The following is a 12,537-nucleotide window of genomic DNA, read 5'->3' as shown; positions in this document are numbered from 1 at the left end:
TCGCTCCAGCTACCTGCTGGGCAACGATGTATCCACCGAGGTTCGCCGCAGGCCCGGTCAAGCTCGCCGTCGCCGTTGTAAGAACTGCACCCGTCAAGGTAGTACCCGCTGCTCCCGCTGCTACAGATTTGTCCATCACGTCCTCACATGCATGAAAAAGGAATGCACAAATCTTACATTAAAGATTTCACAAAAGTCAAACTGACTTTTTCATGAGCTAAATTGTCTATTACATTAGACAATAGATGTAGCTTACACTGGATTAAACTGACGGGACTGCATATGGCAATAGACAACAACAAAGCCGCCCAAAAAGATGAAGAGCTTGATCAGCTTACACATCAAATTGGACGCGTCATCGCATCAAAACGTGCCACGCGCCGGATGAGTCAAGTGGATCTGGCAGCTGCATCCGGTGTCTCCCGAGCAGCGATTGCACTCTTGGAGCGCCCAGGCAAAGGTGGCGATCCGAAGCTGTCCACTTTACTTTCAATAGCACGTTCTTTGAACACGACTTTGCCGATGTTGCTGTACGAGGCCCAAGCGTCAAATGTTTCGGAACCAGGCTCTGGTGAGGGTACTGTTGCGCAAGGGGAGGCTCCCTTGATCAATCCGAATACAGCAGTTCTACTCGGGGCGCTCGGCGGTCCACTCGGTTTGGGATTAGGTGCCCTTTTAGGAGCTATCGCTTCTCGGCCCGATCGAGCACCACATTCGCCTCAAGTATTGCCAAACGCAGCCCCATCGCCAGAGTTTCCGTCCGCGACTGTTCCAAATCGAAAACTAGATCAGCCTTGATAGCAAAACTCCTCACCTCTAGCTTCGGCGACTCAAGAATCAACGACCCGAGTCACGCGCCCTGAGCGCTTCGTACAGTTGACCAGGGCCTAATAGGACGTCCTTGAGCCCGGCACGTACTCTTTCACTGTCTAGGGCCTGTTTGCTCATCGAGGTGTAGGCCCCGAAGGCATCGATAATCGCGTCGGTCAAGGCGCTGTCAAGGTCGGGCGAGTTGTCGAACTGGCCCTTGCTGTTGTTGCTGGCCTGCTGGACCAGGATGTCCGATTCCAAGAGCTTCGTCTTGACGTGGTTCACGTACACCAACCGGTCATCATCGCTGAGCTCACCGTCGAACAGATCGTTCACCTTGGCCAGGATCTCGGAGAGCAAAACCTTCTGCTTTTCCTGAACGGCACCAGCGCCGGTGTCGGTCAAGGGCTGGAGCTTGTGCTCGCCGGCACCGTCCTCATCACCGAGCGCCAGGGTGCGCTGGCCCTGCTCTTTCAGCCGGTGGTGGGTCAGCACCACCTTCGACAGGTCCACGCCCTCACGCTCGCGCCCAAAGTCCAGCAAGGGCAACAGACGCTTGAAGAACATGGCGCGCTTTTCGATCGCGGTGTTTCCGTAGTCGAAGACCTGCGCCAGAAATGCGTACACGCGCACGAAGGTGCCCAGATCACGCTTGAACAGCAGCAGGGCCGCCAGGTCATCCTTTGCCTCTTGCGTCGCGGGACCGTCCTGCGTTGATTGCTGGGCGTACGCAAGGTCTTGCTGGGCCGCCTTGTAGCGCTTGAGCAGTCTGTCAGCGACAGGCTCGATGGCGGCCGCCAGCATGGCCTGCGTGGCCTTGGGGTTCATCTCGACCTGTACTACCCGCTCGACCTCAAACTCGTCGTAATGGCCCGAGGCATCGAGCTTGGCGCGCAGGTCGTAAACCAGGTTGGGGTCGGTCACTCCGGCCAGCTCGGCGGTCTCGTAGTAGGTCTTGAAGGCGGCCAGAACGTCGTCCGGCTCGTTGATGAAGTCCAGGATGTACGTCGTGTCCTTGAGGCCGTACGGGCCGCTATAGGCCCGGTTCAAACGGCTGAGTGTCTGCACCGCCTGGATGCCGCCCAGGCGCTTGTCCACGTACATGCCGCACAGCAAGGGCTGATCGAACCCGGTCTGGAACTTGTTGGCCACCAGCAGGATTTGGTACTCATCGGTGGCGAATGCTTCGCGCATGTCACGGCCTTTGAGGTTCGGGTTCAGCTGGGTGCTGTTTTCTGTCACCGGGTCGGGCAGGCTTTGCGGGTCGTTCACCTCGCCAGAGAAAGCCACCAGCGCACCGAGCTTGTAATTGTTGTCCTGGATGTACTTCTCGATGGCGAGCTGCCAGCGCACGGCCTCTTGCCGGCTGCCTACCACCACCATGGCTTTGGCATGGCCATCCAGCAGGGGCTGCACGTTTTCCCGAAAGTGCTCGACCACCACCGCCACCTTCTGGCTGATGTTGTACGGGTGCAGGCGCACCCACCGCATGAGGCCCTTCATGGCCTCGCTGCGCTCGACGGACTTCTCGTCCCACTCCTTGCCTTCGTTGGCGAGCTTGAAGGCCAACTTGTACGGCGTGTAGTTCCTGAGCACGTCGAGGATGAACCCCTCCTCAATGGCCTGCCGCATGCTGTAGGTATGGAATGGCGCCGGCAGGTTGCCTGGCCCTGCGGGCAGGTCAGGCTGGGGCCGACGGCCAAACAGCTCCAGCGTCTTGGCCTTGGGTGTCGCGGTGAACGCCACGTAGGTGATGCCTTTGTCGTTGGCCCGGGCCGCCATCTGGGCAGCCAGCAGGTCCTCGGTGCTCACCTCGCCGCCATCGGCCAGGTCCTTGATCTCTTCAGCGCTCAGCAGCTGCTTTAGCTTGCTGGCGGCCTCGCCTGTTTGGCTGCTATGCGCCTCGTCCGCGATGACGGCAAAACGCTTGCCCTGCGTAGCAGCCAGCTCCTGCACGGCCTTGAGCGCGAACGGAAAGGTCTGGATCGTGCAGACCACGATCTTCTTGCCGCCACCGAGCGCTTCGGCCAGCTCGCCGCTCTTGCTGCCGGCGTCGCCCTTGATGGTGGCCACCACGCCCTTGGTACGCTCGAAGTCGAAGATGGCCTCCTGCAACTGCGCGTCCAACACGTTGCGGTCGCTCACCACCAGTACGCTGTCGAACAGCTTGTTGTTCTGCTCGTCGTGCAGGTCCGCCAAGAAATGGGAAGTCCAGGCGATGGAGTTCGTCTTGCCGCTGCCGGCACTGTGCTGGATTAGGTACTTCTGCCCTGCCCCTTCGGACAGCACGGCCGCCTGCAGCTTCCGGGTCGCGTCGAGCTGGTGGTAGCGCGGGAAGATGAAGCCTGTGACCTTCTTCTTGCTGTCGCGCTGGGTGACGAGGTAGCGCCCGATGATCTCCAGCCAGCTGTCGCGCTGCCATACCTGCTCCCACAGGTACGCGGTGCGGTGCCCGTTGGGGTTTGCTGGGTTGCCGGCACCGCCGTGATCGCCTTGGTTGAAGGGCAGGAACCGCGTGGCAGGGCCTTGCAGACGCGTGGTCATCATCACCGTGCGGTTGCTCACCGCGAAGTGCACCAGCGCGCCCCGGGGGAAGTCCAACAAGGGCTCGGCAAACGGCCGGCCCTTGGGTTTCGGGATGCGGTCAAAGCGGTACTGGTCCACCGCGGCATTCACGTCCTGCGTAAAGTCGGTCTTGAGCTCCGCCGTGGCGACCGGGATGCCGTTCAGAAAAAGCACCAGATCAATGATGTCGTCGTGGTTGGTACGGCACTGGCGCACCACACGCAGGCGGTTCGCTGAGTAGCGGGCCTGCAGCTCCGGGTTCATGGCGAGCGCGGGCTTGAACTGGGCGAGCTTGAGCGGGCTTTTAAGGCCCAGCATGTCGATGCCCACGCGCAGCACCTCCAGCGCGCCGCGCTCGTCCAGCGCCTTGCGCAGGCGGTCCAGCAGCATGGCTTCGGCAGCGGCGCCGTGGTTTTTGCTCAGTGCCTCCCAGGCTTGAGGCTGCGTGGCCTGCACCCAGGCCAGCAGGTCGGCGGGGTATAGGGCGCGGGGGGTGTCGTAGCCCTTGGCATCGCCCTCGACACCTGGTGGGGCATATAGCCAACCCTGGTCCGCGAGATGGTTGCAGATGTCGAGCTCGAACTGGATCTCGTTATGCAGTGAGCTCATCACGACGCTACCTTCAAATTGTTTTCGTATTCGGCTCGTGCCGACTGGTTGACCATGCCCACGTAGCCGGGGAGATCCGGATCGACGCCGTACTTGGAGCGGAATGCTTCGCGCGCCTCAAGGCGAACGATCATGAATGCCTGCCGCTGGTTGGGCGTGAGCTGCTCCAGCCACTGACAGAAGCCCATCCGAGGTTTGGCAGGCTCATCGCCGCGCTTCTTCAAGCTCCGCTGAGGTCCGGCGGTTGAGCCCTTTGCAGGGACAGGACGAGGTTCAAACTCCAGCTGATGCAGACGCTCCGCTTCGAGCTGCTCGATGAACTGTCGTGTGTTTTCTAGAAGCATCTGGCGCTCTGCATCGGTCAGGCGCCTTCCGCCCCAGGAGCCATACTGCGGCGTTGCGGCATCCACATCCAGATGCCCGTAAAGGCGGTGAAAGCAGCTCTCGCCCAGTGTGGTCAGTCGGCCTTGGTCTTCGACAACATGGATGCGCTTGAATACCCCGCGACCGCAACCCTCCGCCTGGCAAAGCACCTTCTTTTCCTCCGAGACCTCGACGACAGTCAGCAGGCGTGCAGTGCTCATGGTGACTAGTCCACGGTTACCTTGATCTGGCCGGTGACGGCGGCAGAGATCAACGCGGTGCGGCGTTCTTGGAGCAGGGTGACGGCGGTGCGGGCTTCGGCCGTCAGGGTGTCGAGCTTGGCGGTTTCGCGGTTTAGGAACGCAATAATGATTCGCTGCTCTTCAAGAGTTGGAACTGGCAGCACCAAGTTTGCGTATTTTTCTGCACTTACATTTTGAATAGTCGATTGAATCTGACTTCCAACCACATACACCCAATAAGAATCAGTTCGACAGAAATAGTTAAACCATTGCGGAAGGCACCGTCTCTGGCTAAGCCGCACGCGAATCAAGTAACCAGCAAAGCATGCCTCACCCCAGTGACGCTCATACATGAAGCTCTTACCGACAGTGGCACCGCTGCGAGCTAACAATACATCCCCCTCCCTCAATAAAAATGGTTCTGCAATTTCACGGGGAAGTGATCTGAATGTTTCGTCTCGTAAGGCACCGCTTTCGGTCACGTCCGTGATTCGGACAAACCTAGGAAGCGATGGATCGTCCAGCTCTGCAGCCTCATTGGCTCCGTACTTCAACGGCTCGTCGGCTAGGTTCTTGAGGCGCTCGACTTCCCAATGCCCCGGCACCGCCTCCAGCCACTCCACGCCTGAGTCCTTCATCGGCACGCTCGAGTCCAGCCCCTTGGTCACGGCGTGGGATATGACGGCTTGGCGCTTTTCCTGCAGCAGGGCAATCAGCTTTTCCTGCTCGGACACCAGCGCGTCGATCTTGGCGGTTTCACGGTCGAGGAATTTTGCAATCGCTGCCTGTTCCTCAAGAGGAACTACGGGCAGATCTACCTGTGCAAAGTTGGAATACCGCAGCTCTTGCCCGTCACGAATCAGGTCCGTGGTTGTACGAAGCGCTTGAATGTAAAGGCTAGATTTGAGGAGGTGGGCGAAGAAGGGGGGGTGAACCTCCTTCACCGGTTTCAGCATCACGTAGTGGAAGCTGGTCGATCCTCGCAATTTGCACCATTCGATGCCACCCTGAAAGCTCCTCATGCTGATGATGAAGTCATCTGGCTCGACATGTTTTAGGTTGGCAATGCCCAAAATCACTTCAACAACACGACGCCCTTCTCGTTCAACAAAGTCGGACTGGTACAAGACACCATGTTTTTGAGATGCGGTGAGCATCTCGTCCGACTCCAGAGCCGGCTCGCTTCTGACTGCAAACATTCGCCTGCTTTGGGAGACACCCCAATGCGCCGGCACCTCCCCCAGCCACTCCACCCCGCTGTCCTTGTACTCCGGGTATCTCGGAAAGCTCATGCCGACAGCCCCTTGATCATGTCCAGGATGCGGTCTGTGGTCTGCTTGAGCTCGGCGTCAATCTCCGCCAGCGCGCGCGGTGGTTTGAACACGTAGAAGTGCCGGTTGAACGGAATCTCGTAGCCCACCTTGGTCTTCTCGGCATCAATCCAGGCGTCGGGCGCATGGGGCAGCACCTCGCGCTTGAAATACTCGCCCACGTCTTCGGTGTACGGGACGTTCTCGGTGTCGCGCAGTGCGCTATCGGGCTGCGGCTTGCCCTTTTGCTTGCCCTTGACCCCAAGCACCACGTTGCCCTCGTCGTCGCGCAGCGGGCGCTCGACGGTGATGGTGTGGTAGCCGAACGCCTCGTTGTCGAAGATACGGCTGATGGGGGTGCCGTCGTCTTCATGTGCCTCGACGAAGTCGCCGAACAGCCGGGTGATTCGGTCGATGTGCGCGTCGCTCAGCTCCTTACGCTTTGACCCCAAGCTCTTGCGCATCTTCTGCCACATCCCGCTGGCGTCGATCAGCTGCACCTTGCCCTTGCGCGCAGCCGGCTTGCGGTTGCTGATCACCCAGATGTAGGTACTGATGCCCGTGTTGTAGAACATGTCTGTAGGCAGACCCACGATGGCCTCGCACAGGTCGTTCTCCAGCACGTAGCGGCGTATTTCCGATTCGCCCGAGCCCGCGCCTCCGGTGAACAGCGGCGAGCCGTTGAGCACGATGCCGAATCGGCTGCCGCCCTCTGAGGCAGGCCGCATTTTGCTGAGCAGATGCAGCAGGAACAGCATCGACCCATCCGAGACGCGGGGCAGGCCCGGGCCGAATCGGCCGTTGTAGCCCTGCTGTTCGTGCTCCTTACGAACTTCTTTTTCGACCTTTTTCCATTCCACGCCGAAGGGCGGGTTGGACAGCATGTAGTCGAACTTCTTGTGGCTATGGCCGTCGTCGCTCAGGGTGTTTCCGAATGCGATGTTGGCCACGTCCTGGCCCTTGATGAGCATGTCGGCCTTGCAGATGGCGTACGACTCAGGGTTGAGCTCCTGGCCAAAGACCGTCAGGCGCGCCTTGGGGTTGTGCTCAGCCAGGTACTCGCCGGCAACGCTGAGCATGCCTCCTGTGCCCGCGGTCGGATCATAGATGGTGCGAACCACGCCCGGCTTGCTCAGGATGTCGTCATCCTCGATGAAGATCAGGTTCACCATGAGCCTAATGACCTCGCGCGGCGTGAAGTGCTCCCCGGCTGTTTCGTTGCTGATTTCCGCGAACTTGCGGATCAGTTCCTCGAACACCAAGCCCATCTGCATGTTGCTGACGACCTCGGGATGCAGGTCGATCTGGGCGAATTTTTCAGTGACCTGGTACAGCAGCCCAGCCTTCGCGAGGCGTTCGACCTGGATGTGGAACTCGAAGCGCTCGAACACGTCACGCACTGCGGGCGAGAACGCCTGCACGTAGCTGAAAAGGTTCTGCGCGATGTAGTCGGGGTCGCCGAGCAGCTTTTTGAGATCCAGCGTGGAGGTGTTGTAGAAGCTCTGGCCGGCCTTGCGCAGCAAGAAGGGCTCGGGGTTGAGGTCCTGGGCCTGCTTGGCTGCCAGCTCGGCCAGCACGGCGGGCTTCGTCGCTTCCAGCACGCAGTCAAGGCGGCGTAGCACGGTGAACGGCAGGATGACCTTGCCGTAGTCGGACTGTTTGTAATCGCCCCGCAAGAGATCGGCGACGGACCAGATGAAGGCAGAGAGGGTTTGTTGGTTCATTCGAGAGCGGCACTGACAATTTTTTACCAGGGGCAGTATGCCAGTGCCATCAGGTCGAACAACCCCCGCACACCCGCGTTTCCCTCGCAGATTCCGCCCTGCGATCCAACCTCAGCAATCTCTAATGAATGCAGTCGGTCACACGTTGCAGACCGCGATTTTTGAGGTATTGATGAAGGACAAAAGTACGCCGCGGTGGCTGCCAGATCAACGGGTTTCGAACAGCGGTCCAAGCATGGGATGGGCCGGCGCCCTGGACTGCGCATCTCGCTACCAGGAGCCATGGTCCTGTCCTTTTTCAGCGGGGCCCCCTCGGCACTTCAGTGGTGGAATGACTTGGAGAGGTCAGGTGCTCGATAGGCCCAGTGCCGTACTCAAGCTGTGTGCCGATGGGCAACGCCTGTCACCGTTAAACCGCATCTTGGAAGGGTGCAATGTCACCGTTGCACTATGCCTGTCACCGTTAAACCGCATCTTGGAAGGGTGCAATGTCACCGTTGCACTATGCCTGTCACCGTTAAACCGCATCTTGGAAGGGTGCAATGTCACCGTTGCACTATGCCTGTCACCGTCAAACCGCATCTTGGAAGGGTGCAATGTCACCGTTGCACTATGCCTGTCACCGTCAAACCGCATCTTGGAAGGGTGCAATGTCACCGTTGCACTATGCGTGTCACCGTCAAACCGCATCTTGGAAGGGTGCAATGTCACCGTTGCACTATGCGTGTCACCGTCAAACCGCATTTTGGAAGGGTGCAATGTCACCGTTGCACTATGCCTGTCACCAGGGCAATCAGAGACCAGGCCGAATCTTGCAGAAAGAAACGCCATCTTCACCGCGATGCTTCAGGTCGAGGCTTTGGACGGTCGCAGCGACAACAGAACGTGTATCGGCGGAAGCGCCAGAGCAGACCTTCGACATTGAACAACCAACACCTTGCACCCCCTACGCCGACCTGCACACGGTTGTGGCCCCTCATGCCGTTTTTCCTGGCATTGCCAGGAGCGTCCTTATAGGGCCAGTGCAGAGCGGGCCATCGGAGTTAATCGGCCTCCTCACTGCGGCGCGGTACGGCTTGCATGTGCGGCGCAGCTCCGCCAAGGGCTGCCAGTCTTTTCGCATTCTGAACTCGAACAAAGGTTTTCAGGGCTTCACTGACGAGCTCGCTCGGATCCAAACCAGCATCCGCGAGGTCCATGGCCCTTGCGTACAGCTCGTCATCGATGGTCATCATCACCTGCATAGATGGCCTCTTACCTGAAAGTAAATGCCGACGCGCTTACAGCGTTTGAGTAACTGGCAATGCCACAACCAGTGTCGCATCCAAAGGACCATGGGTAAACCTTTCAATCGACGGCGGGCGGATTAGCGGATCAGCTTGGTCGATGCTACCGTGCAGCCAAGCATCCCAGTCATCCTTTTCCAGCGGCACCACGGTACGCTTGTCCTGCATGTCGGGGGCGCGCTTAGGATCGGGCCGGTGCATCAGGTTAAGTACCGGCGTTTCATCACAGTTCTGCGTGATCATGGTGTAGCTGGGTATCACCTCGCCCGTGTCCGGGTCGGTCCACTCGCTCCACAGCCCAGCAAGGCCCCAAGGCTCTCCATCGGCTCGCGAGAACCGCCAAGGGATATGCTTGCCCGTACCCCAATAGGGCTCCACGTACAGCTCCGCTGGGATGATGCAGCGCTGGCCTCGGCGCCATGGGCCTCCATAGGTCCACGACTTGGACATGCCCTCGCGCCTCGCGTTCACGGTGCTCAAGCGTTTCCCGTCTTTGGCGGAAGGCATATGCGTTTGCGAGTTTGGAGGAATCATGCCCCACTGCCCGACGACCAGCTCGCGAGACTGCCCCTTGGCGCGAAGAAAGGGCCCACGGTAGAGCGGGCTCATCTTGTCTCGCCACTCACCCTGCGGGAGCTCCCGAAATGAAGGACCAGACGCTCCCGGCCCGGGACCTCGTAGTAGGTACACATGGCAACATTCTGGCAGCCGACAGATATACTGTGTATATGCACAGTATTTTCGACTCTCCCCTGCCCGTTCCGTACGACCAAGCAGTAGAGGTCCTCGCCCTGCCCGTCGGTGGGGTAAGCGTACGTGCAGGCTTTCCCTCCCCTGCAGATGACTTCGTCGTCGAGCGGCTGGACGTGATGCAGCTGCTGGTCAAGCATCCGCAGGCCACCTACTTCTGGCGTGTCCGAGGTGACTCCATGCGCGAAGCTGGCATCGATGACGGTAGCATCATTGCCGTGGACCGCGCCGTGCGACCCAAGCACGGCTGCATCGTTGTAGCGCTCGTCGATGGGGAGTGCACGGTGAAGTTTCTGTACCAGCGCGCCGGCCGGATCAAGCTGAAGGCCGCCAACCCGACGTATCCCGACATCGTTCCGCGCGACAGCCAGACCATTGAGGTTTGGGGTGTCGTGCGAGGCTGTGTGAAGCTATTCATCACGTCCTGACCGACAGATCTCCGAGGGCTCCGGCATGTACGCGCTCGTGGACGGAAATAATTTTTACGTGAGCTGCGAGCGCGTCTTCCGGCCCAGCCTGAACGGTCGGCCTGTTGTCGTGCTCAGCAACAACGATGGGTGCGCTATCGCACGCAGCAACGAAGCCAAGGCCCTGGGCATCAAGATGGGCGCCCCGTGGTTCCAGATCAGGCACATGGAAGAGACCGACGGCCTGGTAGCCCTGAGCGCGAACTTCACGCTGTACGGCGACATGAGCGACCGGATGATGAGCTTGGCGGCGGGCCTGGGACCTACCCAGGAGATCTACAGCATCGACGAGTCGTTCATCGGGCTGCAAGGCGTGCGCGGCGACCTGACCGAGCGCAGCCGTGCGATCCGCGACCGCATTGACAGGTGGGTAGGCATCCCATGCGGTGTGGGCATCGGCCACACTAAGACTTTGGCGAAGCTGGCAAACCACATCGCAAAGACGGCCGAGCGCAAACCAGGCAGCTACCCGACCGAGCTGGCCCAAGTGTGCAACTTGACCGCCCTGCCGGCTCAGGACCTCGAAGATGTGCTGGCAGCCATACTGGTCGAAGAAGTCTGGGGCGTGGGCCGCAAGATCGCAGCCCAGCTGCACGAGGGTGGCGTGCACACCGTTCTGGACCTGGTCCGCATGGACCCGGCGACCGTACGCAAGCGATGGAGTGTGGTGCTGGAACGCACTGTGCGGGAGCTGCAGGGCATGCAGTGCATCGACCTGGATGACGCACCGGCGCCCAAGAAGGAGATAGCCTGTACCCGGTCGTTCGGTCAGGCGGTCACAGAGCTGCCGCCGCTGGTCGAGGCCGTGAGCGAGTTCGCCAGTCGTGCAGCCGAGAAGCTACGCAAGGAGGGTAGTTTGGCCAGCCAGCTGCTGGTGTTCTGCCACACATCGCCGTTTCGGCCCGGGCCCCGTTTCAACCGCAGCGTCGTGGTTCCGCTGCGCCGGCCCACCGCGGACACTGGCAAGCTGGTGTGGGCAGCCACCGCTGGCATGCAGCGTATCTATGAGCCTGGCTACAAGATGGCCAAGGCCGGGGTGATGCTGCTGGACTTGATACCGGACAGCGTCATGCAAGGCGAACTGGATCTGGAGCAGGAAGACCAGCGGGACCGCAGCAAGCTGATGGTGGCGCTCGACGCCCTCAATCAGCGCTACGGCAAAGGCACCGTGCACTCGGGCGCCACGGGCGGCACCAACGCGAGCAAGGACTGGGGGATGCGGCAGGAAAGGCGCACGCCTCAGTACACGACGCGGTGGGAGGATGTTCCGATCGCGCGAGCCTGACCCGAGCAGCGAACCTGCATGTGAGAATGAACTCGTCTAGCTTGCCTAGCCTGTATAGCTTGTATAGCTTGTCTAGCTTGTCTAGCTTGTCTAGCTTGTCTAGCTTGTCTAGCCTGGATAGCCTGGATAGCCTGGATAGCCTGGATAGCCTGGATAGCCTGGATAGCCTGGATAGCCTGGATAGCCTGGATAGCCTGGATAGCCGCCGGTCGCTCTAAAGCCCTGCGAAGTTTGAGCAATCCAGCCGCAATTGAGAAACTAAAAGTGCTCCAATCGAGCACGTCTTTACTTCACTCGCTCGACCCATCCTGTGAATCGCTTGTTCTCTTCTGCGTGCCGTGTGCGTCTGGCAGCGATGCTTGCCCTAGCTCTCGCTGGTGCAGCTCTCCCCCAGCTTTCCTGGGCACGGTCTCCACAGTTCGACAGTGCAGCCCTGCTCACGCCCGAGCCCACTTCCTTCGCACACTGCCCGCAGTTCTTTGCGAATGGCGTACCACCCGCCATAACGCCCCGGCCGCAGCTGCGGGAGCTTTGCTATGAAGCGTTTGCGGTGCTGCACTCCGGGACGACCAAGACACCGGTGTTTGTGGCCCAGCGCCTGAACCGCAGGCTCATCGAGGATGCTGACGAAAAGCGGGCGAAGCGATTCTTCGCCGATGCTCGCCTGCCAAGCGGCGAGCGGGCCGAGCTGGAGGACTACAAGAACTCAGGCTACTCCCGAGGGCATATGGCGCCAGCGGGAGACATGCCGACGCCGACGGCCATGGCCCAGAGCTTCAGCTTGGCCAACATGGTTCCGCAGAATGCCCAGCACAACGGTGGCGCCTGGAACAAGATTGAGCAGGACACGCGGCACTACGTGAAGCGGGCCAAAGGAGATGTGTTTGTGATCACCGGGCCGGTGTTCACGGATGCAGGACCGCGCATTGGGGCCAATGGGGTGAAGGTGCCGGCCTATCTGTACAAGCTCGTATACGACGCCACAACCAACAAGGCGTGGGCGCACTGGCAGGAGAATCGCGAAGGGGAGATGGTGGGTCGGCCGATCAGCTACCAGGAGCTGGTGAAGAAGACAGGAGTGCGGTTTCTCATGGGGGTCTCAGCGCAGCCCTGACAGGCATTCCGT

The 12,537-nt window shown here is 60.0% G+C and carries 10 protein-coding genes; 4 read left to right on the top strand and 6 right to left on the bottom strand.

What is annotated here, in order from left to right; translation table 11 throughout:
- Positions 1–282: 282 nt before the first annotated feature.
- Positions 283–798, top strand: coding sequence for a helix-turn-helix domain-containing protein (locus ACTPOI_RS18850; protein ID WP_440111530.1), 516 nt, complete (start codon positions 283–285; stop codon positions 796–798).
- Between the two features lie 39 nt (positions 799–837).
- On the opposite strand, the gene ACTPOI_RS18845 is transcribed toward ACTPOI_RS18850, so the two are convergent.
- The 6 genes from ACTPOI_RS18845 to ACTPOI_RS18820 form a co-directional block, all read right to left on the bottom strand.
- Complete coding sequence (locus tag ACTPOI_RS18845) at positions 838–3,984, bottom strand: type I restriction endonuclease subunit R (RefSeq protein WP_440111528.1); 3,147 nt, start codon at positions 3,982–3,984, stop codon at positions 838–840.
- Positions 3,984–4,568, bottom strand: coding sequence for a hypothetical protein (locus ACTPOI_RS18840; protein WP_440111526.1), 585 nt, complete (start codon positions 4,566–4,568; stop codon positions 3,984–3,986). Before ACTPOI_RS18840 ends, ACTPOI_RS18845 begins: the two co-directional genes overlap by 1 nt.
- 5 nt (positions 4,569–4,573) lie before the next feature.
- Positions 4,574–5,881, bottom strand: coding sequence for a restriction endonuclease subunit S (locus tag ACTPOI_RS18835; protein WP_440111524.1), 1,308 nt, complete (start codon positions 5,879–5,881; stop codon positions 4,574–4,576).
- A complete protein-coding gene (locus ACTPOI_RS18830) occupies positions 5,878–7,623 on the bottom strand; it encodes a type I restriction-modification system subunit M (protein ID WP_440111522.1) in 1,746 nt (581 codons plus the stop codon). Before ACTPOI_RS18830 ends, ACTPOI_RS18835 begins: the two co-directional genes overlap by 4 nt.
- Before the next feature lie 1,043 nt (positions 7,624–8,666).
- A complete protein-coding gene (locus ACTPOI_RS18825; RefSeq protein ID WP_440111520.1) occupies positions 8,667–8,867 on the bottom strand; it encodes a type II toxin-antitoxin system VapB family antitoxin in 201 nt (66 codons plus the stop codon).
- Positions 8,868–8,903: 36 nt separating this feature from the next.
- On the bottom strand, positions 8,904–9,518 hold the full coding sequence (locus ACTPOI_RS18820) for an SOS response-associated peptidase (RefSeq protein WP_440111518.1): 615 nt from the start codon (positions 9,516–9,518) through the stop codon (positions 8,904–8,906).
- A 119-nt stretch (positions 9,519–9,637) separates the two neighbouring features.
- On the opposite strand from ACTPOI_RS18820, the gene ACTPOI_RS18815 reads away from it, so the two are divergent.
- From ACTPOI_RS18815 to ACTPOI_RS18805, 3 genes are all read left to right on the top strand, one after another.
- Positions 9,638–10,087 carry a LexA family protein gene (locus ACTPOI_RS18815; RefSeq protein WP_440112689.1) on the top strand — a complete coding sequence of 150 codons (450 nt, stop codon included), beginning with the start codon at positions 9,638–9,640 and terminating at the stop codon, positions 10,085–10,087.
- A 25-nt stretch (positions 10,088–10,112) separates the two neighbouring features.
- Positions 10,113–11,411: a Y-family DNA polymerase gene (locus tag ACTPOI_RS18810; RefSeq protein ID WP_440111516.1), complete on the top strand. Its 1,299-nt coding sequence runs from the start codon at positions 10,113–10,115 to the stop codon at positions 11,409–11,411.
- Positions 11,412–11,766: 355 nt separating this feature from the next.
- On the top strand, positions 11,767–12,525 hold the full coding sequence (locus ACTPOI_RS18805; RefSeq protein ID WP_440112687.1) for a DNA/RNA non-specific endonuclease: 759 nt from the start codon (positions 11,767–11,769) through the stop codon (positions 12,523–12,525).
- Positions 12,526–12,537: the final 12 nt, after the last annotated feature.

The sequence above is a fragment of the Acidovorax sp. BL-A-41-H1 genome (assembly GCF_051942715.1).
This window is presented reverse-complemented; position numbering and strand designations above follow the sequence as displayed.

Excerpts from the sequence above, each read along its gene's own strand:
- ACTPOI_RS18850 (WP_440111530.1), top strand. The coding sequence starts at position 283 with ATGGCAATAGACAACAACAAAGCCGCCCAAAAAGATGAAGAGCTTGAT.
- ACTPOI_RS18845 (WP_440111528.1), bottom strand. The coding sequence starts at position 3,984 with ATGAGCTCACTGCATAACGAGATCCAGTTCGAGCTCGACATCTGCAAC.
- ACTPOI_RS18840 (WP_440111526.1), bottom strand. The coding sequence starts at position 4,568 with ATGAGCACTGCACGCCTGCTGACTGTCGTCGAGGTCTCGGAGGAAAAG.
- ACTPOI_RS18835 (WP_440111524.1), bottom strand. The coding sequence starts at position 5,881 with ATGAGCTTTCCGAGATACCCGGAGTACAAGGACAGCGGGGTGGAGTGG.
- ACTPOI_RS18830 (WP_440111522.1), bottom strand. The coding sequence starts at position 7,623 with ATGAACCAACAAACCCTCTCTGCCTTCATCTGGTCCGTCGCCGATCTC.
- ACTPOI_RS18825 (WP_440111520.1), bottom strand. The coding sequence starts at position 8,867 with ATGCAGGTGATGATGACCATCGATGACGAGCTGTACGCAAGGGCCATG.
- ACTPOI_RS18820 (WP_440111518.1), bottom strand. The coding sequence starts at position 9,518 with ATGAGCCCGCTCTACCGTGGGCCCTTTCTTCGCGCCAAGGGGCAGTCT.
- ACTPOI_RS18815 (WP_440112689.1), top strand. The coding sequence starts at position 9,638 with ATGCACAGTATTTTCGACTCTCCCCTGCCCGTTCCGTACGACCAAGCA.
- ACTPOI_RS18810 (WP_440111516.1), top strand. The coding sequence starts at position 10,113 with ATGTACGCGCTCGTGGACGGAAATAATTTTTACGTGAGCTGCGAGCGC.
- ACTPOI_RS18805 (WP_440112687.1), top strand. The coding sequence starts at position 11,767 with ATGCTTGCCCTAGCTCTCGCTGGTGCAGCTCTCCCCCAGCTTTCCTGG.